The organism is Pseudoxanthomonas sp. PXM02, from assembly GCF_014851805.1.
Classification (GTDB): Bacteria; Pseudomonadota; Gammaproteobacteria; order Xanthomonadales; family Xanthomonadaceae; genus Pseudoxanthomonas_A.
Genome location: NZ_JACVAK010000001.1, coordinates 159,486 through 184,232, shown reverse-complemented (window position 1 = coordinate 184,232; position 24,747 = coordinate 159,486). Strand labels below are relative to the sequence as shown.

Here is a 24,747-nt window from a genome sequence, read left to right as displayed (position 1 = left end):
CTCCCACAAGACCCCGCGATAGCGCGGATCAGACCGCGTTGGCCAGCAGTCGCTTGGCCGCGGCGTGGGCCTCCTTGCTGACTTCCACGCCCCCCAGCATGCGGGCGAGTTCCTCTTCGCGCTGCTTCGCGCCCAGCTTCTCGACCGCACTCTGTGTCATGCCGTCCACCGGCGCCTTGCTGACGCGGTAGTGCGCGTGGCCCTGCGCGGCGACTTGCGGCAGGTGGGTCACGCACAGCACCTGCCGCTCCGCGCCGAGTGCGCGCAGTTTCTGGCCGACGATCTCGGCCACGGCGCCGCCGATGCCGGTGTCCACCTCGTCGAAGATCATGGTCGGGACGGCGTCCAGGCCCAGCGCGGCGACTTCGATGGCGAGTGAGATGCGCGCCAGTTCGCCACCCGATGCCACCTTGCGCAGCGCGCGTGGCGGCTGTCCCGCATTGGCCGAGACAAGGAATTCGACGCGTTCGGCACCCGTGGGGTCCGGACGCTCGCTGTCCTGTGGTTCCAGCGCGATCTCGAAGCGGCCCCCGCCCATGCCCAATTCGGCAATCAGCGTGGTGGTGGTGGCCCCCAGGGCTTTCGCGGCACGCTGGCGTGTGTGCGTCAGTGCGGCGGCGGCATCGCGCCATGTCCCCTTGGCCACGTCGATCTCGCCATTGAGCAGGATCAGGCGCTCGCCGGCGCCGCGCAGCGAGTCCAGTTCGGCGGCCAGGCGGTCGTGTTGTTCCTGCAGCCCGTCCAGCGACACTCGGTGCTTGCGCGCCAGGTCATGTACGCGGGCCAGCTTGCGTTCCAGGGCATCGAACTGCAGGGGTTCGCCATCGAGATCGTCGCGCACCTGGCCCAGCAGGGAGAGGGCTTCCTCGATCTGGATGCCGGCGCCTTCGAGCAGTGCATCCACGTCGCGCAGGCGGGGTTCGTGCTCTGCCTGCCGGGCGAGATCGGCCCGCACCTGCTGCAGCTGCCTCGCCAGCGAGGGTGTGTCGTCGCCGGCCAACTGACTCAGCGCAGCGTCGCAGGCCTGGATCAACCCGGTGGCGTGCGCCTGCCGGCGGTGGCTGGTCACCAGCGCCTCCAGCGCGGCGGGAGCAAGGTCCTCGCGCTGCAGTTCCGCCAGCTGGTGTTCGAGGTAGTTGATCCGGTCGGAGACATCCCCTTGGCCTGACAGCTGCTCGCGTTCCCGCAGCAGCACCGTCCAGTGCCGGGCCGCCTCGCGCACGGCGGCGCGCTCGGCGTCGCTGCGGGCGAAGGCATCCAGCAGGTCCAGCTGGCTGTTGCGGGCGAGCAGGGCCTGGTGCTCGTGCTGGCCATGGATCTCGACGAGGCGCCCCGCCAGTTCGGTCAGTTGCGACAGGGTCACGCTGCGGCCATTGATCCAGGCGCGCGAGCCGCCATCGGCGCGGATCACCCGGCGCAGCTGGCACTGGCCGTCGTCGTCCAGCTCGTTGTCGGCCAGCCACGCTTGCGCGGGCGAACCGACAGCGGCGGCGAACTCGGCGGACAGTTCGGCCCGTTCCGCACCGTGACGGACCACGCCACTGTCGGCGCGCAGGCCGGACAGGAAGCCGAGTGCGTCGACCAGCAGCGACTTGCCGGCGCCGGTTTCGCCGGAAATGACGGTCATGCCATCGCCGAACTCCAGTTCGGCGGCACGGACGACGGCGAAATCCTTGAGCGCGAGATGTCTGAGCATGCGGCGGATTGTAAGCGGACCCGGCTCATAGACTGAGACACCGGGCGCGGCGGCTTGCAAAGGTGAGGGCGCGACGTTATCTAGCTGCCATGAACACGTCATCGCCCCCGCTGGATCCGCGCGCCCGACAGCTGCTGCGCACGCTGATCTCGCGCTACATCCGCGATGGCGAACCGGTGGGGTCGCAGACGCTGGCCCGGCACGCGGGGCTGGAAGTCAGTCCGGCCACCATCCGCAACATCCTGTCCGAACTGGAAGAGGTCGGCCTGCTCAGCTCGCCGCATACCTCCGCCGGCCGCATCCCGACCGCCCAGGGCTACCGGGTGTTCGTCGACAGCCTGGTACAGGTGAAGTCGCTCGGGGACGGCGAGGTGGCGCGGCTGCGGGCCGAATTGTCTGCCGGGGCGGGAACGCAGGCGCTGCTGGGCAACGCCTCCGAGCTGCTGTCGGCAATGACCCACTTCGTTGGCGTGGTCAGCGTGCCGCGGCGCGAGCAGTTCGCGTTCCGCTACATCGATTTCGTGCCGCTGGACGGTCAGCGGGTGATGGCGATCCTGGTGTTCGCCGACAACGACGTGCAGAACCGGGTCATCGAGACGCGGCGCTCCTACGAGCGGTCGGAGCTGGAGCGGATCGCGAACTACCTGAACACCCAGTTCGCCGGCCGGCCGCTGTCCGAGATCCGCGCCAACCTGCTGCGCGACCTGCGCCGGGCGCAGACGGAAATGGAGGGGCTGCTGGCCGAATCCATCGAGCTGGCCGAGCAGGCCCTGACGCCCCCGGGCGACGATGTGGTGCTGGCCGGGCAGACGCGGCTGATGGGCGTGCAGGAGTTGTCGGACCTGGAACGGCTGCGTGACCTGTTCGAAGCCTTCGCCCGCAAGCGCGAGATCCTGCAGTTGCTGGAACGCACGATCCGCGCACCGGGCGTGCGTATTTTCATCGGCGAAGACACCGGGCTGGCACCGCATGACGGGGTGTCGGTGGTGACGGCGCCATACATGGCGGGCGGGCAGGTGCTGGGCGTGCTGGGGGTGATCGGGCCCACCCGCATGGCCTACGACCGGGTGATTCCGGTGGTGCAGGCGGCGGCCGATGTCCTGGGCGCAGCCTTGAATCCGGAATCCCAGACCCCATAGGTTCCCGGTTGGGCGGCTGGACCGGCCGCCAGGGAACCGAAATGAACGAACAGCACGACTACGACGCCCAGGGCCAGACCCCCGAGCCCTCCGATACCGACGCCGCCCTGCTGGCCGAGCTGGAAACACTGCGCAACGAGCTGGACCAGCTGCGCGCCGCCACGCTGCTGGAGCGCGCCGATCTGGAAAACCAGCGCAAGCGCGTGGCCCGCGACATCGAGCAGGCCCGCAAGTTCGCCAACGAGCGCCTGCTGGGCGACCTGCTGCCGGTGTTCGACAGCCTCGATGCCGGCCTCGCCGCCGCAGGCACCGAGCCCAGCCCGCTGAAGGACGGCCTGGACCTGACCTTCAAGCAGTTGCTGAAGGTGGCCGGCGACAACGGCCTGACCCTGCTCGATCCCACCGGCGAAGCCTTCAATCCCGAACACCACCAGGCCATCAGCCAGGCCGACGCCCCCGGTGCCGCGCCCGGCAGCGTGGTGCAGGTATTCCAGAAGGGCTACGTGCTCAACGGCCGCCTGCTGCGCCCCGCGCTGGTAGTCGTGGCCAGACACGACTGAACGCCTTCGCGATGGCGCTTGAACCGCGTCATCGCACCCCTATATCGGGACCATCCACCCGGTCGATCACCGGGTCCAACATCAGCATTCGCTAGGGAGCGACATCCATCATGGGCAAGATCATCGGCATCGACCTGGGCACGACGAACTCGTGCGTGGCGATCATGGACGGCGGCAAGGCCCGCGTCATCGAGAACTCGGAAGGCGACCGCACCACGCCCTCCATCGTGGCCTACACGAAGGACGGCGAAGTGCTGGTCGGCGCCTCGGCCAAGCGCCAGGCCGTGACCAATCCGAAGAACACCTTCTACGCGGTGAAGCGCCTGATCGGCCGCAAGTTCACTGATGCGGAAGTGAAGAAGGACCTGGACCTGGTCCCCTACGACATCATCGCGCACGAGAACGGCGACGCCTGGGTGCAGACCAACGATGGCAAGAAGCTGTCGGCACAGGAAATCTCCGCGCGCATCCTGGAGAAGATGAAGAAGACGGCCGAAGCCTTCCTCGGCGAGACCGTCACCGAGGCGGTCATCACCGTGCCGGCCTACTTCAACGACAGCCAGCGCCAGGCCACCAAGGACGCCGGCAAGATCGCCGGCCTGGACGTAAAGCGCATCATCAACGAGCCCACCGCCGCCGCACTGGCCTACGGCCTGGACAAGGGCGAGGGTGGCGCCGACCGCAAGATCGTCGTCTATGACCTGGGCGGCGGTACGTTCGACGTCTCGATCATCGAGATCGCCAACGTCGACGGCGAGAAGCAGTTCGAAGTGCTGGCGACGAACGGCGACACCTTCCTGGGCGGCGAAGACTTCGACAAGCGCGTCATCGACTACCTCGTCGAGGAATTCCAGAAGGACCAGGGCATCGACCTGCGCAAGGATCCGCTGGCGCTGCAGCGCCTGAAGGACGCGGCCGAGCGCGCCAAGATCGAGCTGTCCAGCTCGCAGCAGACCGAAGTGAACCTGCCGTACGTGACCGCCGACGCCTCCGGTCCGAAGCACCTGAACATCAAGCTGACCCGCGCCAAGCTGGAAGCCCTGGTCGAAGACCTGGTGAAGAAGACCATCGAGCCGTGCCGCATCGCCCTGAACGATGCCGGCCTGCGCGCCAGCGACATCGGCGAGGTCATCCTGGTCGGCGGCCAGACCCGCATGCCGAAGGTGCAGCAGGCGGTGGCCGAGTTCTTCGGCAAGGAACCGCGCAAGGACGTCAACCCCGATGAGGCCGTGGCGCTGGGCGCCGCGATCCAGGGCGGCGTGCTGGCCGGCGACGTCAAGGACGTGCTGCTGCTCGACGTGACCCCGCTGTCGCTGGGCATCGAGACGCTGGGCGGCGTGTTCACCAAGATCATTGAGAAGAACACCACCATCCCGACCAAGGCTTCGCAGACCTTCTCCACCGCCGAGGACAACCAGTCCGCGGTGACGGTGCACGTGCTGCAGGGCGAGCGCGAGCAGGCCCGCTTCAACAAGTCGCTGGCCAAGTTCGATCTGTCCGGCATCGATGCTGCGCCGCGCGGCATGCCGCAGGTGGAAGTGTCGTTCGACATCGACGCCAACGGCATCCTGCATGTGTCGGCCAAGGACAAGAAGACCAACAAGGAACAGAAGGTCGAGATCAAGGCCGGTTCGGGCCTGTCCGAGGACGAGATCGCGCGCATGGTCGCCGACGCGGAGGCACACCGTGAAGACGACAAGAAGTTCCAGGAACTGGTGCAGGCGCGCAACCACGCCGATGGCCTGCTGCACGCCACCCGCAACGCCATCGCCGAGCACGGCAGCAAGGTGGGCGGCGACGTGATCGGTCGCGTGGAAGCGGCGATCGCCGACCTGGATACCGCGATGAAGGGCGACGACAAGGCCCAGATCGAAGCCAAGGCCAAAGCGCTGGAAGAGGCGGGGCAGTCGCTGTACGCGGCGGCGTCGGCCGACCAGTCCGGTGCCGGCGGCCCGGCGGGTGGCGCGTCCGCGCCGGCCGACGACGTGGTCGATGCGGAATTCACCGAAGTGAAGGACGACAAGAAGTAATCCCGATCCACGGGATGCGGCGGACGGGAGACGTGGCCTGCCACGGCCTCCCGTTTTGCCATCCGGCGACCCTGCGAGACCAGCCTGACAGCACATGAGCAAGCGCGATTACTACGAAGTCCTGGGCGTGGCCCGCGACGCCAGCGACGAAGACCTGAAGAAGGCCTATCGCCGCTGCGCGATGAAGCATCACCCGGACCGCAATCCCGGGGATGCCGCCGCCGAGGCTGCGTTCAAGGAATGCAAGGAAGCCTACGAGGTGCTGTCCGACGGCGCCAAGCGTCGAACCTATGACGCGCATGGCCATGCCGCGTTCGAACACGGCATGGGCGGTGGCGGTCCGGGCGGCCCGGACATGGGCGATATCTTCGGCGACATCTTCGGCAACATCTTCGGCGGGGGTGGCGCACGTGCCGCACGGCGCGGCGCCGATGTCGGTTATGTGATGGAGCTGGATCTCGAAGAGGCCGTGGCCGGTGTCGAGAAGCGCATCGAGATCCCGTCGCTGATCGCCTGCGAACCTTGTAATGGGTCGGGTTCGGCGGATGGCAAGGTCGAGACCTGCACGACCTGCGGCGGGCGCGGCAACGTGCGCATGCAGCGTGGCATCTTCGCCATGCAGCAGGCCTGTCCGACGTGCGGCGGTCGTGGCCAGACCATCAAGAATCCCTGCACCGAGTGCCACGGCGCGGGCCGTGTGGAAGAAGAAAAGGTCCTGTCGGTCAAGATTCCCGCCGGCGTCGACAACGGCGATCGCATCCGTCTGACCGGCGAAGGCGAGGCCGGTCCGCCGGGCACGCCGCCGGGCGATCTGTACGTGGAAGTGCGGGTGCGCGAGCACGACATCTTCCAGCGCGACGGCGACGATCTGCATTGCGAGGTGCCGATCCGCATCTCGCAGGCGGCCTTGGGCGACACCGTGCGCGTGCCGACGCTGAAGGGCGAAGCCGAGATCCGTATCCCGGCCGAGACCCAGACCGGCAAGCTGTTCCGCCTGCGCGGCAAGGGCGTCAAGTCGGTGCGCAGCCGCAGCGAAGGCGACCTGTACTGCCGCGTGGTGGTGGAAACCCCGGTCAACCTGACCAACGAGCAGCGCGAGTTGCTGGAGAAGTTCGAGGCCACCTTCGTCGGCGATGAAGCACGCAAGCATTCGCCGAAGTCGGCGACGTTCCTCGATGGCGTCAAGGGATTCTGGGATCGCATGACGTCCTGAGGTCCTGGCAGCCCCCTGTGTTCCCACCGACGCCCGGTCCCTGCCGGGCGTCCTGCGTTCTGGAGTCGCCGAACCATTGCTAGGATGGCGCGTCGCCAACGGGCGGCCTACGCATACGGACAGGGAGGACGTGGGGAATGCGCAACCACTTCGGGAAGGTGGCCGGGCTTTGCCTGGTCGCAGCAGCGGCATTGGCACCGGTTGGCGCCGCATCGGCGCAGGCGGCGGAAGAACGACCTTTGCAGGTCGAGCATGAGCACATCGACTACGTCATCCAGGCCGATGGCCGTTACGTGGAGACACGCGAAACAGCGACCAAGGTGTTGAAGGAGGCTGCGCTGGAAGCCGCCAAGACCACATCCGTCGGCTACAGCACCAGTATCCAGAAGGCCGAGGTGGTGACGGCTTACACGCTCAAGGCGGATGGTCGCAAAGTCGTGGTGCCGCCCGGCAACTACCAGGTGCAGTCCGCGGCCGGGCACGAGGGCGACTCGCCCGTGTACTCCGACAACACAACGCTGACGGTGGTGTTTCCGGACCTGGCCGTGGGCGACACCACGGTGTTCGCCTACCGGCTGACCGCACTGCAACCGATGTTCCCCGGCCAGTTCTCGGTGATCGAGAATTTCAACCCTGCGCAGTACTACGGCGACGTGAAGATTACGCTGGATGCGCCAGCGACACTGCAGGCCGGCCACCAGGCATGGCAGATGCAGGAAAGCACGCGCGAGCGCGATGGTCGTCGCCTGCTCGAGTGGCGCTGGCGCAACCGCACGCCCGTACCGCGCGAGAGCCTGCGCGACAGCGTGTACAACCCCGAGCGCTATCCCGGTTATGCCTACTCCACCTTTCGCGACTATGCCCAGATTGCGCAGGCCTACGGTGGGCCGGCCAACGCCAAGGCGGTGCCGACCCCGCGTATCCGCAAACTGGCTGACGAGGTTGCCGGTGACGCCCGCGAACCACGCGAGATCGCCAGGCGCTTGTACGAATGGGTATCGCGCAACATCACCTACGCAGGCAACTGCATCGGGCTGGGGGCAGTGGTCCCGCGCGACCTCGATGTCGTGCTCGACAACCGGATGGGCGACTGCAAGGACCACGCCACCTTGCTGCAGGCGCTGCTTTCGGCGAAGGGAATTCCCAGCACGCAGGCACTGATCAACGCTGGCGGCACCTATACGTTGCCCAAGGTGCCGGTGGCCTCGGTGGTGAACCACGTCATTACCTACATCCCCAGCCTCGATCTTTACGCCGATTCCACGGCGGCCACCGTGCCGTTCGGGTCTTTGCCGAACGGATCGGCAGGCAAACCGGTGCTGCTGGTGGAAGGTCACCACGAAGGCGCATCGACGCCATTGCGCGAGGCCGGCCGCGATGGCCAGAAGTTGCGCACGACGCTGAGCATCGCCGCCGACGGCTCGGTCAAGGGTAGCCAGCAGGTCGAACTGAGCGGTCGGCTGGCGGTGATGGCGCGTGACCAGTTCCGCGAGCTACCCGTGGCCGAAGCGGGGAAGATGGTGCGCCGTTACTACGAACGCATGGCCCTGCGTGCCGACGGCACGGTGCGTTATCCGGACGCGGGTCCGTTGCTGGACGACTTCAGCATCGACGCCGATTTCGAGGTCGCGCAGATGCTGCCGACCTCCGGCGGATTGCAGACGCAGCCCTGGTTCATCAGCTATGCGCCAATCGCAAGCATCGTGGCGCGCAACCTGGGGAGCGTGGATCAGCCGGAAGGCGAGAGCGGCTGCGGCGGCATCTACTCCGAAGAGGAGTACACGATCGACCTGGCTCCGGGCATGCGCATCGCCTCGTTGCCGCGCAACGTGGACGTCGAGGAGGGCAACGTCGCTTTCCGCGCGACCTATCAGCGCGAAGGCAACCGCATCCGCATCAGCCGTCGGCTGGATGACCGTACACCGGGACCGGTGTGCTCGCCGGAGTACAACACCGCCTACGCACGGACGATGCAGAAGATCCTTCCCGGCCTGCGTGAGCAGATCGTCTATCTGGCAGCGGATGTCCGTGTCGACTGAAGCTGCCTTTCCCCGCGCGGGCGCTGCGGTGCAGGACGCATCGCAGCGCCCGCTGGTGGGCATCGTCGGCAGCGCCGGCGCCTATGGCCGCTGGCTGCAGCGGTTCTTCCGCGCGAGCATGGGGCTGGACGTCATCGGCCACGATCCCGCCGATCCGTCGTCGGTCGGTGAAGCCGAGCTGGTTCGCCGCGCCGACGTACTGGTGTTCTCCGCACCCATTCGCCACACCGGGGCGCTGATCGAGCGTTACACGTCGTTGGCGGCCGGCAGCGAAGCCGGCAAGTTGTGGCTGGACGTCACGTCGATCAAGTCCGTCCCCGTGGACGCGATGCTGCGTTCGCAGGCGGAAGTGGTCGGCCTGCATCCGATGACCGCGCCGCCGAAGGCGCCGACATTGAAGGGCAGGGTGATGGTGGTGTGCGATGCGCGCCTGGACCGTTGGCGTGCCTGGCTGGACCGCCTGCTGTTCGCGCTCGAGGCCGAGTGCGTGCACGCCTCGCCCGAACAGCACGACCGTGTCATGGCGCTGGTACAGGCGATGGTGCATGCGACGCATCTGGCGCAGGCTGGGGTCCTGAAGGGGCAGGCGGCGCAGGTCGGAGATCTCGCCGCCGTGATGCCGTTCCGCTCGGCGTCCTTCGAAATGGACGCGGCCATCATCGCCCGCATCCTGTCGCTGAACCCGGCGATCTACGAGGACATCCAGTTCGGCAATCCGCACGCGGGTGACGTCCTGCGTGCGCTGGGACAGCAGATCAATCGCATGGCGACGCTGGTGGGCGAGGGCAGCGACGCAGCCCGCGCCGCGTTCCGGGACGAATTCCTGCACGACAACCGCGCCGCGATCGGCGAGGCGGCGTTGGCTGATGGCAACTACAGCTACGAGCGGATCGGTTACCTGCTCGCCGATCTCGCTGCGGGACAGTCGGTGAGCGTGCATCTTCCGGACGACCGTCCCGGTGCGCTGCGTACCCTGTTGCATGTCTTCGAACAGCATGCGGTAAGCCTGTCTTCGATCCATTCCTCGCGGACGCCCGAGGGCGAAGTGCATTTCCGCATCGGATTCGACGATGCCGATCCTGCCGCATTGCGAGGCGCGATCGATGACATCGTCGGGCAAGCGCTCGGTCGCGTCCTTCACACGTCGCGTGTTTAGCGATACTGGACAACCTGCTCGTAAGTAAACCTGTTTACTCGACAAGCGTGAGATGACCGGCCTAGCATCGGTGCCATCGGGATGCATGGGTGTTCCGCATCCCTTTCATCATCCGCAAGGAGTGACGGGAGATGGCTCGCAACAACAAACTGGTTTCGCTTTCCTCCGCACGACCGTCCGTCCCGGTGATGGTCGAGGAAGACGCGGTCGCGCTGCTGACGCGGATCGTCGCTGCGCAGAGCGAAATCGCGGCCGCGGGGCCTGATCCGCAGGATGTGGTCGATGCGATCACGTATCGCGCGCAGGAGCTGACGCGCTCTGCCGGTGCCGTGCTGGAAATCCGCGACGGCGAACAAATGCGCTACTGGTCGGCGAGCGGCATCGCCGCCAACCAGGTCGGCATGGTGCTGCCGGTGAAGGGCAGCCTGTCGGGGCGATGTCTCGAAGAGGGACGTGTCATGCGCTGCGACGACAGCGAGACCGATTCCCGCGTCAATCGTGATGCATGCCGGAGCGTCGGTCTGCGTTCCATGCTGGTGGCGCCGCTGTACTTCCGGCGCCAGGCCGTGGGCGTGTTGAAGGTGGTGTCGACCCAGCCCGCTGCGTATGGCGATACGGACCAGCGCACGCTCGACCAGCTAAGCACGCTGGTAGCGGCGAGCCTCTACAAGGCCATCGAACACGCACAGATGCGTGCCGCGCTCGATCTCAGGAAGGGGCAGAGCGAACGCGAGCGCCAGCAGTCGAAGGAAGGGCGTGCGCGACTGGAAGCGGTGCTGGAGGACGACCAGCTGGCCGCCGCACTGCAGCCGATCGTGCGCCTGGAGGATGGCAAGGTCGTCGGTTACGAGGCGCTCGCACGGTTCCCGGTGGAGTACGACATGTCGACGGGGCGCTGGTTCGAGGAAGCCGCCCGCCACGGGATGAGCATCCAGTTGGAGCTGGCGGCAGCGCGCGTCGCGCTCGCGCACATGAAGCGGATTCCCGCCGATGCCTACCTGGCCATCAATGCGTCGCCGGAAACCGTCTGCAGCGACGAGTTGAAGACAATGCTGAAGGATCACGATCCGCACCGGCTGGTGCTGGAAATCACCGAGCACACGCCTGTCGAAGACTACAGCCGGCTCAACGCATGTCTCTCGGCTCTGCAGGCACTGGGGGTGCGCATCGCCGTGGATGACACGGGTGCGGGTTTCTCCAGCCTCCGCCATGTGCTGCGCCTGGCGCCGGACATCATCAAGCTCGATTTCACGCTGGTGCGCGAGGTGGACCAGCGGCCGCGTATGCAGGCGCTGATCGGCGCGCTGCTGACCTTCGCGCGCGGTACGCAGGCCGAACTGGTCGCCGAGGGCGTGGAAACCCCCGAGCAGCTGGAAACCTTGCGGCAGCTCGGGGTGCCGTACGCACAGGGCTACCACCTGGGGTATCCGCAGGTTCCCTGAGGGCCTCGAAGGCCGATGGTCGCGCCGCCGGTGGCCGACGGCTACCATGCGGCGATGAACGCCATCCGTCTCCTCATCCATGGTGCGTCGGGCCGCATGGGCCAGGCGCTGCTCCGGCTCGCCGGCGAACAATCCGACCGTTACCAGGTCGTCGCGGCCGTGACACGCCGTACGCCGTCTCCCCGCGTCGTCGATGGCGTGCCGTACTTCGCCGCCAGCGAACTGGCGGGCGTGCCGGCTTTCGACGTCGCAATCGATTTCAGCCTGCCTGACGGCTTCGATCCGATCCTTGCGCTGTGCGTCGAGCGCGGCGCACCGCTGGTGTCCGGGACCACGGGCATCTCCGGGCAACAGGCAACAGCGCTGAACCAGGCCTCGACTTCCATCCCGCTGGTGTGGGCGACGAATTTCAGCCTGGGCGTCGCCGTGCTGGCGGAACTGGTGGAGCGGGCGGCATCCGCATTGCCCGGATGGGATGTCGATGTCGTGGAGTCGCACCACGTGCACAAGAAGGATGCGCCGTCCGGCACCGCGCTCACCCTCGGTCAGGCGGCAGGCAGTGCGGGCGCGCAGGTGCACTACGCCAGCCTGCGCGCGGGGGACATCGTCGGCGAGCACACGGTGCAGTTCACCGGCCTGGGCGAGCGCGTCGAGCTGGTCCACCGGGCGACGCATCGCGATGTATTCGCGCGCGGCGCCCTGCACGTGGCGCAGAAACTCGTCGACCGGGCGGCAGGCAGTTACCGGGTTCGCGATCTGCTGGATTGAGGATGTAACGCGTCGACGGCGTCACGCCGGAACCTGAACACGCTCGCCATCGGCGGTCTGCCAATGGTCTGGCGGGGAAAATAACGGTGGCGCTGAACAGGCCGTTTCCGTACAATTCGCCCTCGCCTGTTACCCATCGCCACGGACCGGATGAACGCCGCGTCTGCGGTTTCTTGCAGCCGCAAGTCGGTGGGGCAGGGTTCCTTCACCCCAAGGCGAACCCCGTGACACGACCCGCAATTCTCGTACTCGAAGACGGCACCGTATTCGAGGGCGAATCCGTAGGCGCAGACGGCCTCTCGGTCGGCGAAGTGGTGTTCAACACCGCGATGACCGGCTATCAGGAAATCCTGACCGACCCGTCCTATGCCCGCCAACTGGTCACCCTGACCTATCCCCATATCGGCAACACCGGTTGCACCGACCAGGACGACGAAGCCGCCAAGGTCTGGTGTGCCGGCCTGATCGTGCGCGACGTGCCGCGCCGTCCCAGTAGCTGGCGCAACCAGCAGGCCCTGCCGGAGTGGCTGTCCACGCGCGGTATCGTGGCCATCGCCGGCATCGATACCCGCAAGCTGACCCGCATCCTGCGCGAGCGCGGCGCCCAGAATGGCGCGCTGATGGCGGGTGATGGTGTTGACGCCGAGAAGGCGCTGGAAGCCGCCCGCAAGTTCCCCGGCCTGAAAGGCATGGACCTGGCCAAGGTGGTCACCACCGACAAGCCGTACCCATGGCGCGATGGCCAGCTGGACCTGGACCGCAACGCGTTCGTGCAGGCCCCGGCGAAGTTCAAGGTCGTGGCGTACGACTTTGGCGTGAAGCACAACATCCTGCGCATGCTCGCCGAGCGCGGCTGCGACGTGACCGTCGTGCCCGCGCAGACCAGCGCAGCCGACGTGCTGGCGCTGCAGCCGGACGGGGTGTTCCTGTCCAACGGTCCGGGCGATCCGGCGCCGTGCGACTACGCCATCACCGCCATCCGCGAGTTCATCGCGAAGAAGATCCCGACCTTCGGTATCTGCCTGGGCCACCAGTTGCTGGCGCTCGCCGCCGGTGCGCAGACCATGAAGATGGGCCACGGCCACCACGGTGCGAACCACCCGGTGCAGGATATCGACAGCGGCCGCGTGATGATCACTTCGCAGAACCATGGCTTCGCCGTGGACGAGGCTTCGCTGCCGGCGAACGTGCGCGTGATCCACCGCTCGCTGTTCGACGGCACCAACCAGGGCATCGAACTGACCGACGCGCCGGCGTTCTCGTTCCAGGGTCACCCGGAAGCGTCGCCCGGCCCGCATGACGTGGCCCCCTTGTTCGACCGCTTCGTCGCCTCGATGGAAGCCCGCTGATGCGCCCGCATCGCATGCCGGTCCTGTTGGCGGTCGCAATGGCGCTGTGCGCCGGTGGCGCGCACGCGGCGGAGCCGAATGATCGCCAGATCGACGAACTTACCGATGCCATCGTCGGCCTGCTGCCGCTCGGCGAGGTCATGCAGAAGGCGGCTGAAGAGGATCCCACGTGGCCGGTGCAGGGCAAGGCGGATGCCGTGTCGGCAGAACAGCTGGCCTGCCTGCGCCGCGAACTTTCGGCGGATGGCTTCCGCCGCTTCAAGCGCGAGGAAGTCGCGCGCTACGCCAGTGAGAACGGCAAGCGGTTGGCCGACGACACGCGCATGGTGAAAGAGGTCGCGCCGTTGTTCTCCCGCCTGGTACAGGCGGGTATCGACGCGAAGGAGAAGGGCACCGACGCCGACGCCGCCGCGCTGATGCGCGATGCCACCCCCGATCAGATGCTGGCGATGGTCACCCTGGCGCGCGATCCGAAGCATCGTGATCTGCGCGCACTGACCGGGCTGGGCGAGTCGCTGGGCGAGAACAAGGACGATGACCGCGCTTCCGGCGAGATGCTCGCGATCAAGGTCATGTTCCATGGTTTCAAGCTGTGCGACGTCTCGCCTGCCGCCCTGATGTAAGGCAGTCCCGACGCCATCGCGTGTTGCCGGCACCGTTGCCCGTGGAGGGCACGCGCCGGTGAAAGCCTGCAGGCGGCGCATGCCGCGGCGGCTCCCACTTCTGGAAAGTAGAACCCCATGCCCAAGCGCAACGACCTAAAAACCATCCTCATCATCGGCGCCGGCCCGATCGTCATCGGCCAGGCCTGCGAGTTCGACTACTCCGGCGCGCAGGCGTGCAAGGCGCTGCGCGAGGAGGGTTACCGGGTGGTGCTGGTCAACAGCAACCCCGCCACCATCATGACCGACCCGGAGATGGCGGACGCGGTGTACATCGAGCCGATCAACTGGCAGACGGTCGAGAAGATCATCGCCAAGGAGAAGCCCGATGCCCTGCTGCCGACGATGGGCGGACAGACCGCGCTTAACTGTGCGCTGGACCTGGCCGACAACGGCGTGCTGGAGAAGTACAACGTCGAACTGATCGGCGCCAAGCGTGAAGCCATCCGCATGGCCGAAGACCGCGAGCTGTTCCGCGTGGCGATGGGCGAGATCGGGCTGGAGTGCCCGAAGGCCGCCGTCGCCCACACGCTGGAGGAAGCGCTGGAGATCCAGACCCGCGTCGGCTATCCCACCATCATCCGTCCCAGCTTCACCCTGGGTGGCAGCGGTGGCGGCATCGCCTACAACCGCGAGGAACTGGTCGACATCGTCACCCGCGGCCTGGAACTGTCGCCGACCACCGAAGTGCTGGTCGAAGAGTCGGTGCTGGGCTGGAAGGAATTCGAGATGGAAGTGGTTCGCGACACCGCGGACAACTGCATCATCGTCTGCTCGATCGAGAACCTCGATCCGATGGGCGTGCATACCGGCGACAGCATCACCGTCGCACCGGCGCAGACCCTGACCGACAAGGAATACCAGCGCCTGCGCGATGCCTCCATCGCCGTGCTGCGCAAGATCGGCGTCGACACCGGTGGTTCGAACGTGCAGTTCGGCATCAACGCGCAGACCGGCCGCGTGGTCGTCATCGAGATGAATCCGCGCGTGTCGCGTTCGTCGGCGCTGGCCTCCAAGGCCACCGGCTTCCCGATCGCCAAGGTCGCGGCCAAGCTGGCCGTCGGCTACACGCTGGATGAACTGAAGAACGAGATCACCGGCGGCCTGACCCCAGCGTCGTTCGAGCCGGCGATCGATTACGTGGTCACCAAGATCCCGCGCTTCGCGTTCGAGAAGTTCCCGCAGGCCGATGCGCGCCTGACCACCCAGATGAAATCGGTGGGCGAGGTGATGGCGATGGGCCGCACCTTCCAGGAGTCGCTGCAGAAAGCGCTGCGCGGCCTGGAAACCGGCAAGGTCGGCCTCGACCCCACCGGCCTCGACCTATCCGACGAAGATGATCTGGCCAAGCTGCGCCGTGAACTGAAGGCGCCGGGTCCGGAACGGCTGTTCTACGTGGCCGATGCGTTCCGCGCCGGCATGACGGTGGAGCAGGTGCACGCGCTGTCGTTCATCGATCCGTGGTTCCTCGACCAGATGGAAGAGATCATCGCGACCGAGCAGCAGCTCGCGGCCGACGGCCTGGGTTCGCTGGACAAGGCACGCATGCGCAACCTGAAGCGCATGGGTTTCTCCGACGCGCGTCTGGCCCAGTTGGCCGGCACCGACGAAGCCGCCGTGCGCGTGCTGCGCAAGGCGCTGGGCGTGAAGCCGGTCTACAAGCGCGTGGACTCCTGCGCGGCCGAGTTCGCCACCAGCACCGCCTATCTGTACTCGACCTACGAGGACGAGTGCGAAGCGCAGCCGACCAACCGCGAGAAGATCATGATCCTCGGTGGCGGTCCCAACCGCATCGGCCAGGGCATCGAGTTCGACTACTGCTGCGTGCACGCGGCGCTGGCACTGCGCGAGGACGGGTTCGAGACCATCATGGTCAACTGCAACCCGGAAACCGTGTCGACCGACTACGACACCTCCGACCGCCTGTACTTCGAGCCGCTGACGCTGGAAGACGTGCTGGAGATCGTCGAACTGGAGCAGCCGAAGGGCGTGATCGTGCAGTACGGCGGCCAGACCCCGCTGAAGCTGGCGCGTGCGCTGGAAGCCAACGGCGTGCCGGTCATCGGCACCAGCCCGGATTCCATCGACCTGGCCGAAGACCGCGAGCGCTTCCAGCAGCTGGTCGACCAGCTCGGCCTGAAGCAGCCGCCGAACCGCATCGCCCGCAACGACCAGGAAGCCCTGCTGCTGGCCCGCGAAATCGGCTATCCGCTGGTCGTGCGTCCGTCGTACGTGCTGGGTGGCCGCGCGATGGAGATCGTCTACGGCGAATCCGACCTGGCCCGTTACGTGCGTGACGCGGTGAAGGTGTCGAACGATTCGCCGGTGCTGCTGGACCGCTTCCTCGACAACGCCGTCGAGGTGGACGTGGACATCATCGCCGACGCCGAGGGCAACGTGCTGATCGGCGGCGTGATGGAGCATATCGAAGAAGCCGGCGTGCACTCGGGCGACTCGTCGTGCTCGCTGCCGCCGTATTCGCTGTCGGCGAAGACGCAGGACGAACTGCGTCGTCAGGTGGTCGAACTGGCCAAGGCACTCAAGGTCGTCGGCCTGATGAACACCCAGTTCGCCATCCAGTCCAACGAAGATGGCAGCGACGACACCGTCTACTTGCTTGAAGTGAACCCGCGTGCTTCGCGCACCGTGCCGTTCGTGTCCAAGGCCACCGGCATGCCGCTGGCGAAGATCGCGGCACGCTGCATGGCCGGCAAGACGCTGGCCGGGCAGGGCGCGACGAAGGAAATCGTGCCGGACTACTACTCGGTGAAGGAAGCGATCTTCCCGTTCGCCAAGTTCCAGGGCGTGGACCCGATCCTCGGGCCGGAGATGCGCTCCACCGGCGAGGTGATGGGCGTGGGCCGCAGCTTCGGCGCCGCCATGGCGCGCGCGCAGGAAGCCGGCGGGATCAAGGCGCCGCCGGTGGGCAAGGTGTTCATCTCGGTGCGCGATCCGGACAAGAAGCGCGTGCTGCCTGTCGCCCAGGAACTGGTCGGTCGCGGCTACAGCATCGTCGCCACCGCGGGTACGGCGGGCTGGCTGCGCGAGCACGGCATCGAATGCACCCAGATCAACAAGGTGCTCGAGGGCCGTCCGCACGTGGTCGATCTGATCAAGAACGGCGAAATCGTGTATATCGTCAACACGACGGAAGGGCGCCAGGCGATCGCCGACTCCTTCTCGATCCGGCGTGAGGCGTTGCAGCATCGCGTCACCTATTCAACCACCGTCGCCGGCGCCAAGGCGCTGGTGCATTCGCTGGAATACCGTGGCACGGGCCCGGTGCTGGCGTTGCAGGAACTGCACAAGGAGCTTCAAGGGTGAGAGCCCCATTGACCATGCAGGGCGCACAGCGCCTGCGCCAGGAACTGGACCTTCTGAAGACGGTCAAGCGTCCCGAAGTGATCACCGCCATCGCGGAAGCGCGTGCGCACGGCGACCTGAAGGAAAACGCCGAGTACCACGCCGCCCGCGAACAACAGGGTTTCATCGAAGGCCGCATCAAGCAGCTGGAAGGCGAGTTGTCGCACTCCGAGATCATCGACGTCAGCAAGCTCAACGCGGGCTCGCGCATCGTGTTCGGCGCCAAGGTGGTGCTGGCCGACGTGGATACGGATGAAGAGAAGCGTTACCAGGTCGTGGGCGATCTCGAAGCCGACATCAAGCTGGGCCTGATCGCGATTTCCTCGCCGCTGGCGCGCGCCCTGATCGGCAAGCACGAGGGCGACAGCGTCACCATCGACGCGCCAGCCGGCCAGCGCGAGTACGAAATCGTCAGCGTCTCTTACGCCGACTGACGGACTGATGGCCCAGGCCACCCTGCTGCTGCCCGCGCGTACCCGCCTGGTCGGGCAGGTGCTGCCGCCCGACGTGGCGAAAGCACTGGGGCGCGCCGACCGGGCCGAAGGCGAGTCCGGTGAGCCGGCCCAGCTGCGGCGGCAGTTCCAACTGGTGCCCGACCACTGGCCGGTCGCGGCGCTGACGCGGGAGTACGATGCACGCGATGCCGCGGGCGCGCGGTGGCTGCGTGCGGATCCTGCGCGCGTGTCGCCGGACATGACGGGCGCGCGCATGCTGGCCTACGGCGAAGCGCTCGCGCTCACTGCCGAGGACACCGCCCAGCTGTTGCCTGCACTGAAGCCCCTGTTCGGCGATGCCGGCATGCTGCTCGACGCCCCGCATCCGGCGCGCTGGTACCTGCGCCTGCCTGCCGACGCGAAGCTGCCCGTGTTCGCGCCCGCCAGCGATGTGCTGGGCGACGATCTGTTCGCGCACCTGCCGGAAGGCGATGCTGGCCGGCGCTGGCGTGCCTTGCTCAGCGAGGCGCAGGTGCTGCTGCACAACCACCCCTGGAACGCGCAGCGTGCCGTCCAGGGCAAGCCGCCGGTGAACTCCCTGTGGTTCTGGGGCGGCGGCGTGCTGCCGGATGCCGTGCGCACCGGGTTCCGCCAGGTGAAAGGCAACGATGTGCTGTTGCAGGCGCTCGCGCAGCGCGCAGGCGTCGAGGCCGTGCACGCCAACGGTGAGGGTGGGGTGGACGCGCTGATCGACCTGCGCCATCTGCGCAACCTGGATCTGCTGTGCCGCGAGGCGTTGCGGCCGTTGCTGGAAGCGCTGCGCAAGCGCGAACTCGATGCCCTGAACCTCGACTTCGAAGATGGCGCGCTGTTCTCGTTGCGCCGCGAACAGCGGTGGCGCCTGTGGCGCGGCCCCCTGCAACGGTTGGATACGGTGCGTCCGGACCACGTTCCGGCATGACGCCGTCGCCGAAGATCCGCCGCCGGACCATCGCCGCGGGGGGAGACTGGCCGGACAGCGTGCCGCCCCTGCTGCGCCGGATCTACGAAGCCCGCGGTGCCTTGTCGGTCGACCAGGCGCAGCCGCGACTGGCGCAGTTGCTGCCCCCCGATCAGCTGGGTGGACTGGAAGCCGCGGCGGCGCTGCTGGCCGACGCGATCGCGCAGGGCAAGCACATCGTCATCGTCGGCGACTTCGACTGCGACGGCGCGACCGCCTGCGCAGTGGGCGTGCGCGGGCTGTGCCTGCTGGGTGCGCACCATGTGACGCCGGCGGTGCCCAACCGCATGGTCCACGGCTATGGCCTGTCGCCCACGCTGGTGGACGAACTGGCGGCATTGCAGCCCGATCTGCTGGTGACGGTGGATCACGGCATCGCTTGCCACGCCGGCATCGCGGCGGCGAAAGCGCGTGGCTGGCAGGTGCTCGTCACCGACCATCACCTGCCTGGCGACCAGTTGCCGCCGGCCGACGTCATCGTCAATCCGAACCTGCGCGGCGATCCGTTTCCCAGCAAGATGCTGGCCGGCGTCGGCGTGGTGTTCTACGTGCTGCTGGCGTTGCGCCGCGTGCTGCGCGACCGCGGTGTGCTCTCCGCTCCCGAACCGGATCTTGCGACGCTGCTCGACCTGGTCGCCGTCGGCACGGTTGCCGATCTGGTGCCACTGGATGCCAACAACCGTGCCCTCGTCGGTGCCGGCCTGCGGCGCTTGCGCGCGGGGCAGGGCAGTGCGGGGCTGCAGGCATTGATGCGTGTATCGGGCCGCGATCCGGCGCGGCTGACGGCGGCCGACATCGGCTTCGCGCTCGCGCCCCGGTTGAATGCGGCCGGGCGGCTCGAAGACATGGCGCTCGGGATCGCCTGCCTGCTGACGGACGATGCATCGCAGGCCGACGAGATCGCGCGCGTGCTGGACGGCATCAACGCCGAGCGTCGCGGCGTGCAGCAGCAGATGGTCGACGAAGCGCAGGTTGCGCTGGCGCGCTTCGATGCGGTCGAGGCCGGCGCCATTCCGTTGGCGCCGTGCCTGTTCGATCCGGACTGGCATCCGGGCGTGGTCGGGCTGGTGGCCTCGAAGATCAAGGAGCGCCTGCACCGGCCGGTGATCGCCTTCGCGCCCGCCGAGCCTGGCAGTACCACGCTCCGTGGCTCGGCCCGTTCGATCCCGGGCTTCCACATCCGCGATGCGCTGGCGGCGATCGACGCGGCGCAGCCGGGTCTGATGCAGCGTTTCGGTGGCCATGCGATGGCGGCCGGCCTGTCGCTGGACGAAAGCGCGCTTCCTGCGTTCCGCGAGGCGTTCCACCGGCAGGCGACGCTGCTGCTGGATGACGACCTGCTGCAGGAAGAAGTACTGAGCGACGGTGAGCTGCATGCCGGCGAACTGGACCGCGCGCATGCCGATGCATTGCGCAGCGCCGGCCCCTGGGGGCAGGGATTCCCCGAGCCCTTGTTCGATGGCGTATTCGATGTGCTCGACTGGCGCGTGGTGGGCGAGAAACACCTGAAGTTCTCGCTCCGGGCTGCGGGACAGACGACCCCGTTGAGCGCCATCCACTTCAACGGCTGGCATGACCAACCGCCTCCGGCGCGCATCCATGCGGCCTACCAGTTGGACACCGACGACTGGCGCGACCGTCGCGGCATCCAGTTGTTGCTGCGCCACTGGCAGGCGGCAGGCTGATCCTGCGTCAGCGTGGCTCCGTCGCCAGCGCTGGATTGCCAGGCGTTGCGTCCGTGCGCTTCAGTCCGAACAGCGGCCGCAGCCAGCGCACGCGCCGGATCACCTCATAGCCGGCAAAACAGGCGGCGAACGTGATCGCGACCAGCAGCGGGCCTTCGATCAGCGGCGGGATCGCCATCGGCTTCAGATGATGCGCCACGACCACGATCACGGTCTGGTGCAGGATGTAGACCGGGAACACCGCAGGCACCAGATAGCGCAGCACGCGACTGTCGCCGGGACGCCAGTGATACGTGAAGCCGAGCACGGCGACGATGGCGCACCACTGGTTCAGCGCCCAGCCCATCCGCATTATCATGCGCAGCCATTCCGGCGGATCGATGTTCGAGAAGCGGACGAAGTAGGCGATCAGGCCCGCCCAACTGGTCAGCCACAGCAGCACGGCGGGCCAGCGCAGGCGATCCATCGCCTTCCAGACCCCGTCGGTGCGGGCGACCAGGAAACCGAAGAGGAACACGCCGAAGTACTGCGCGTGGTTGTACCAGTCGTCGACCAGCGCATGCGTCTGCTCGAAGCGACCTACCAGCAGGACGCGGGCGACGCCCAGGAACAGGAACGGCCACACCAGCACGCCCAGACCGCTCATGCAGGAGGCGAGCAGGCTGCCGGCCGCGTCCAGCATGCGTGGCGCCAGCCGCCAGAGCAGCCACAGCGCGACGGTGTAGACCCACAGGTAGGCGACGAACCACAGATGGTTCCAGGTCGGGATCCTGAGGCAGCCGTCCGCGTCGCAGAAGCCGTCGTAGGCCCCCAGGTAGCGCGCATAGAACGCCAGGTAGCCCTCGTGATAGCCGCCCGGCAATTGTTCCACCACCTCGTAGTAGGCCTGCGGCGGCACGATCACCAGCATGCCGAACACCAGCGGCACCAGCAGCCGCCAGGAGCGGCTGCCGAGGAACCGTGCGCGCGCCCCGGCCGCGTCGGCCGTGCGCGTCGACTTGCCGAGCAGGAAGGCGGTCGCCGCCCCCGACACGAGGAACAGCAGCGACAACCGCCACGGCGAACTGAGCAGCATGAAAGGCTCCAGCGCGTCGCTGGCATCCGGGCTTTTCACGTGCCAGTCCCAGCTCACGTAGTACATGCCCACGTGGTACAGGACCAGCAGCGCGAAGGCGCAGACCCGGACCCAGTCCAGGTCGTGGCGACGTTGCATGGCGTTCTCCATCTTCGGTGAGGCTGCCAGAATCGACGCGGGCCGGGCCTGTCACCACGGCGAAGGGACGAACCGCAGGCTGCGAGTGCCGAACCGCGGGGCGCAGGGGACGAATCGCGGTGCGTGCCGTGGAGGGGCGCGGCTAAAATGCGCGCATGAACCAGGACACGCTGACCTACGAACGCTACCTGCCATGGAAGCGCTGGGTGGAGGCGGGATTCTGGATCGCCGTGACCGCTGCCAACTGCATCGCCAACAGCCTGACCACGCTGATGGAACTCCGGCGCGGCGACTCGGGCGTGCAGGCGTGGGAACCGATGGTCTGGGAAACCAGCAGCGCGCTCGTCTGGGTGCTGGTGCTGATTCCCGCCATCGTCTGGTACACCCGCGTACGTCCCCTGCACTGGGAGAACTGGCGCGCGCGACTGGGCGAGTACGCGATCGCCAGCCTGCTGGTCTGCCTGGTGCACGTGGTCGGCATGGTCGCCTTGCGCGTGCTGGCCTACCGGACGCAGGGCATGACCTACGAGTTCGGTCCCTGGCCCCGCGAACTCGCTTACGAGTACCTGAAGGACGCACGCAGCTTCGCCACCATCGTGGTGGCGGTGGAGGGCTATCGCTTCCTGCTGCGGCGCTGGCAGGGGGAAGCGAGCCTACTCGCGGAGCCCGACGAGGGGCCGCCGCTGGAGCCGGTGGACCAGCCGGAACGCTTCCTCATCCGCAAGCTCGGGCGCGAATTCCTGGTGGCCGCCAACGACATCGAGTGGATGCAGGCCGCCGGCAACTACGTCAACCTGCGCGTGCGCGGCCACGACTATCCGTTGCGCAGCACGATCGCGGGTATCGAGGCACGACTGGATGCCCGCCGCTTCGCCCGCATCCACCGCAGCTACATCGTCAGCCTGGACCAGGTGGCGTCGATCGAACCGCTGGATACCGGCGACGCCCGTGTGCACATGAAGGATGGCAGCGCCCTGCCATGCAGCCGGCGCTATCGGCAGGACCTGCGTCAACGCACCGGCGCTGACGCCACCTGAGTTACGCCGCCCGCGTCGCCGGCACCTGCGGCAGGCGCTCGACCGCGTAGCTGGCGACCAGTTCGATCACGCCGCTGCGGACCGCTTCTTCCGGTGCGTCCAGCAGCGTCTGCAGCGACGAGGTTTGCGGCAACGAGCGGCCCCACAGCCCGGCCCACGCATTGCGGCGGTCCTTGGCCGCATAGAGCGCGCGGTCGGCCATGCGCAGGGCATAGTCCCAGCCACTGGCCACGTTGCCGAAGAACGGGAAGGGCGCGAAGCCCAGCGATACCGTCAGCGACCAACGCTGGTGCGGTGCCAGTTCGTGCACCTCGCACAGGGCTTCGTGCAGGCGCGAGGCGACGGTGCAGGCCTGCGCCTCGGTGAGGTTGGCGCAGGCCATCAGGAACTCTTCACCGCCCCAGCGAGCAATGACGTCGTCGACACGGCCGATGTCGCGCAGGCGCCGTGCCAGGGCGATGAGCACCTGGTCGCCGGCGTGGTGACCGAAGCCGTCGTTGACCTTCTTGAAGTGGTCGATGTCGATCAGGAACAGCACGTGGCGCGTGCCGGCGTCCGGGCGTTGCACCGACATCGCCTTCAGGGCCTCGGTGGCGGCGCGCCGGTTGCGCAGCCCCGTCAGCGAGTCGGTCGCGCTGACCTTGCGCAGCTGCCGGTTCTTGCGACGCTGCAGCAGGCCGAAGCCGACACCGGCCAGCACCAGCACGACCAGCACGGTGATGCCTGCCCGGCGCAGCAGCGTCGACTTTTCGTCGTTCAGTACTCGGATCTGCGCCTGGTGGCGCATGGTCTCCAGTTCCCGCTGCGCGGCGGCGCCCTCGCTGCGCGCCTGCAGGTCGGCCAGCAGTTCCAGTCGCTGGTCCTTCAGGGTCTGCATCTCCAGGGCGTGCAGGCGCGCACCAACGCCCATGGCGTCGTCCGCCTGGCCCAGGGCGGCATGCGCGGCCATCCACGCGCGCAGCACTTCGCGCTGCTTCTGCGGCTGCGGTGTGCCGTCCACGTTGGACCAGGCACGCCGTGCGGTTGCCAGCGCACCGGCGTAGTCGCCGGACAGGCGTTGCAGGACCGAGAGTTTCGCCAGTGAACCGGCGAGTCCCGGCTTGTCGGCGCTGTTCTCCTGGGCTTTGATGGCGCCGTCCAGCAACGGACGGGCCTGTGCCAGTCGCCCTTGGGCAATCCAGAGACCCGCACGCTCCGCGCGCAGGCGATCAACGACGGATTGCGCCTGCTTGCGACGCGCCAGGGCTTCGCCTTCGTCGATCACCGCCATCGCCTCGTCGGTCCTGCCGAGCCGGACCAGATTCAGGGCGTGGTTGTGCAGGATCAGCGGATCTTCCAGGCCGACCGATCCGGCCGCGGCGAGCGCCTTGCGGTAGTAGCCGTCGGCGACTTCTGGCGAGTCCAGATAGTCGGCATGGATCAGGCCGATGTTGGTCAGCGTGGTGGCCTGGAACAGGGCGGCTTCTTCGGCCGGCAGGCGTGCGGCGATGTCCTGCGCGTGCAGGTAGGCCGCCTCGGCCCGATGGATCTGGCCGGCGCCGTGGAAGATGGAGCCGGCCTGCGAATACGCACGGGCGCGGAACTCCGCGGGAAGGCGGGGATGTTCATTCACCAGTCGCTCCATCTGCGCGCCGGCTTCCATGGCGCGGGCCCTGTCGCCCGCCAGTCCGGCCGCGATGCCGAGGCAGCTGAAGATCTTCACTTCGTCCTCGACCGTCAGGTCGGGCTCGCGCAACAGCATTTCCGCCAGGGCCACCGCCACCGGGGGCGCATCGCGGCGCAACTGCAGGCAGCGCTTCACCTCGCCGGCGCGATCCTGCATGGCCGGTTGCGTGCCCTGTGCACGCGAAGAAGGCAGGCCCAGCAACAGCGCCAGGCCAAGGAGCCAGGGCAGCAGCGGGGCGGGCAGGGCAACGGGAGTCGGCATCGGCGAACGGCTCTCGGAAGGACGCACATGCAGC

General features: G+C 67.5%; 18 protein-coding genes. 15 read left to right on the top strand and 3 right to left on the bottom strand.

The features are described 5' to 3' along the window. Positions 1 to 28: 28 nt before the first annotated feature. Positions 29 to 1,696 carry a DNA repair protein RecN gene (gene recN / locus IB225_RS00760; protein ID WP_192308817.1) on the bottom strand — a complete coding sequence of 556 codons (1,668 nt, stop codon included), beginning with the start codon at positions 1,694 to 1,696 and terminating at the stop codon, positions 29 to 31. A gap of 89 nt (positions 1,697 to 1,785) precedes the next feature. On the opposite strand from recN, the gene hrcA reads away from it, so the two are divergent. The 14 genes from hrcA (at position 1,786) to recJ (ending at position 20,536) form a co-directional block, all read left to right on the top strand. Then, positions 1,786 to 2,835, top strand: coding sequence for a heat-inducible transcriptional repressor HrcA (gene hrcA / locus IB225_RS00755; protein ID WP_192308815.1), 1,050 nt, complete (start codon positions 1,786 to 1,788; stop codon positions 2,833 to 2,835). A gap of 41 nt (positions 2,836 to 2,876) precedes the next feature. Next, entirely contained in the window at positions 2,877 to 3,395 is a 519-nt protein-coding gene (gene grpE / locus IB225_RS00750) for a nucleotide exchange factor GrpE (RefSeq protein ID WP_192308813.1), read from the top strand. 110 nt (positions 3,396 to 3,505) lie between these two features. Next, complete coding sequence (gene dnaK / locus IB225_RS00745; protein WP_192308811.1) at positions 3,506 to 5,425, top strand: molecular chaperone DnaK; 1,920 nt, start codon at positions 3,506 to 3,508, stop codon at positions 5,423 to 5,425. A gap of 94 nt (positions 5,426 to 5,519) precedes the next feature. Then, entirely contained in the window at positions 5,520 to 6,638 is a 1,119-nt protein-coding gene (gene dnaJ, locus IB225_RS00740) for a molecular chaperone DnaJ (RefSeq protein ID WP_192308803.1), read from the top strand. Between the two features lie 137 nt (positions 6,639 to 6,775). Next, positions 6,776 to 8,677: a DUF3857 and transglutaminase domain-containing protein gene (locus IB225_RS00735; protein WP_192308801.1), complete on the top strand. Its 1,902-nt coding sequence runs from the start codon at positions 6,776 to 6,778 to the stop codon at positions 8,675 to 8,677. A gap of 28 nt (positions 8,678 to 8,705) precedes the next feature. Next, positions 8,706 to 9,833: a prephenate dehydrogenase gene (locus IB225_RS00730; RefSeq protein WP_345776585.1), complete on the top strand. Its 1,128-nt coding sequence runs from the start codon at positions 8,706 to 8,708 to the stop codon at positions 9,831 to 9,833. 131 nt (positions 9,834 to 9,964) lie between these two features. Then, positions 9,965 to 11,275: an EAL domain-containing protein gene (locus tag IB225_RS00725; RefSeq protein ID WP_192308797.1), complete on the top strand. Its 1,311-nt coding sequence runs from the start codon at positions 9,965 to 9,967 to the stop codon at positions 11,273 to 11,275. 54 nt (positions 11,276 to 11,329) lie between these two features. Further along, on the top strand, positions 11,330 to 12,043 hold the full coding sequence (gene dapB / locus IB225_RS00720; protein WP_192310801.1) for a 4-hydroxy-tetrahydrodipicolinate reductase: 714 nt from the start codon (positions 11,330 to 11,332) through the stop codon (positions 12,041 to 12,043). A 224-nt stretch (positions 12,044 to 12,267) separates the two neighbouring features. Then, the gene (gene carA / locus IB225_RS00715; RefSeq protein WP_192308796.1) at positions 12,268 to 13,392 is read left to right on the top strand and encodes a glutamine-hydrolyzing carbamoyl-phosphate synthase small subunit; all 1,125 of its coding nucleotides are present in this window, start codon (positions 12,268 to 12,270) and stop codon (positions 13,390 to 13,392) included. Further along, complete coding sequence (locus IB225_RS00710) at positions 13,392 to 14,015, top strand: hypothetical protein (RefSeq protein WP_192308788.1); 624 nt, start codon at positions 13,392 to 13,394, stop codon at positions 14,013 to 14,015. Before carA ends, IB225_RS00710 begins: the two co-directional genes overlap by 1 nt. A gap of 117 nt (positions 14,016 to 14,132) precedes the next feature. Next, a complete protein-coding gene (gene carB, locus IB225_RS00705) occupies positions 14,133 to 17,378 on the top strand; it encodes a carbamoyl-phosphate synthase large subunit (protein WP_192308786.1) in 3,246 nt (1,081 codons plus the stop codon). An 8-nt stretch (positions 17,379 to 17,386) separates the two neighbouring features. Further along, the gene (gene greA / locus IB225_RS00700; protein WP_192310800.1) at positions 17,387 to 17,851 is read left to right on the top strand and encodes a transcription elongation factor GreA; all 465 of its coding nucleotides are present in this window, start codon (positions 17,387 to 17,389) and stop codon (positions 17,849 to 17,851) included. A 7-nt stretch (positions 17,852 to 17,858) separates the two neighbouring features. Then, positions 17,859 to 18,812: a phosphoglycerate mutase gene (locus IB225_RS00695; RefSeq protein ID WP_192308778.1), complete on the top strand. Its 954-nt coding sequence runs from the start codon at positions 17,859 to 17,861 to the stop codon at positions 18,810 to 18,812. Then, the gene (recJ, locus tag IB225_RS00690) at positions 18,809 to 20,536 is read left to right on the top strand and encodes a single-stranded-DNA-specific exonuclease RecJ (protein ID WP_192308776.1); all 1,728 of its coding nucleotides are present in this window, start codon (positions 18,809 to 18,811) and stop codon (positions 20,534 to 20,536) included. The genes IB225_RS00695 and recJ overlap by 4 nt, the downstream gene beginning before the upstream one ends. A gap of 7 nt (positions 20,537 to 20,543) precedes the next feature. On the opposite strand, the gene IB225_RS00685 is transcribed toward recJ, so the two are convergent. Further along, a complete protein-coding gene (locus IB225_RS00685) occupies positions 20,544 to 21,749 on the bottom strand; it encodes an acyltransferase family protein (RefSeq protein ID WP_225583151.1) in 1,206 nt (401 codons plus the stop codon). Positions 21,750 to 21,904: 155 nt separating this feature from the next. Between IB225_RS00685 and IB225_RS00680 the strand changes: the two genes are divergently transcribed. Continuing rightward, the gene (locus IB225_RS00680) at positions 21,905 to 22,786 is read left to right on the top strand and encodes a LytTR family DNA-binding domain-containing protein (RefSeq protein WP_192308772.1); all 882 of its coding nucleotides are present in this window, start codon (positions 21,905 to 21,907) and stop codon (positions 22,784 to 22,786) included. 1 nt (position 22,787) lies between these two features. Here the strand turns inward: IB225_RS00680 and IB225_RS00675 are convergent, their stop codons facing one another. Beyond that, positions 22,788 to 24,713: a GGDEF domain-containing protein gene (locus IB225_RS00675; RefSeq protein WP_192308770.1), complete on the bottom strand. Its 1,926-nt coding sequence runs from the start codon at positions 24,711 to 24,713 to the stop codon at positions 22,788 to 22,790. Positions 24,714 to 24,747: the final 34 nt, after the last annotated feature.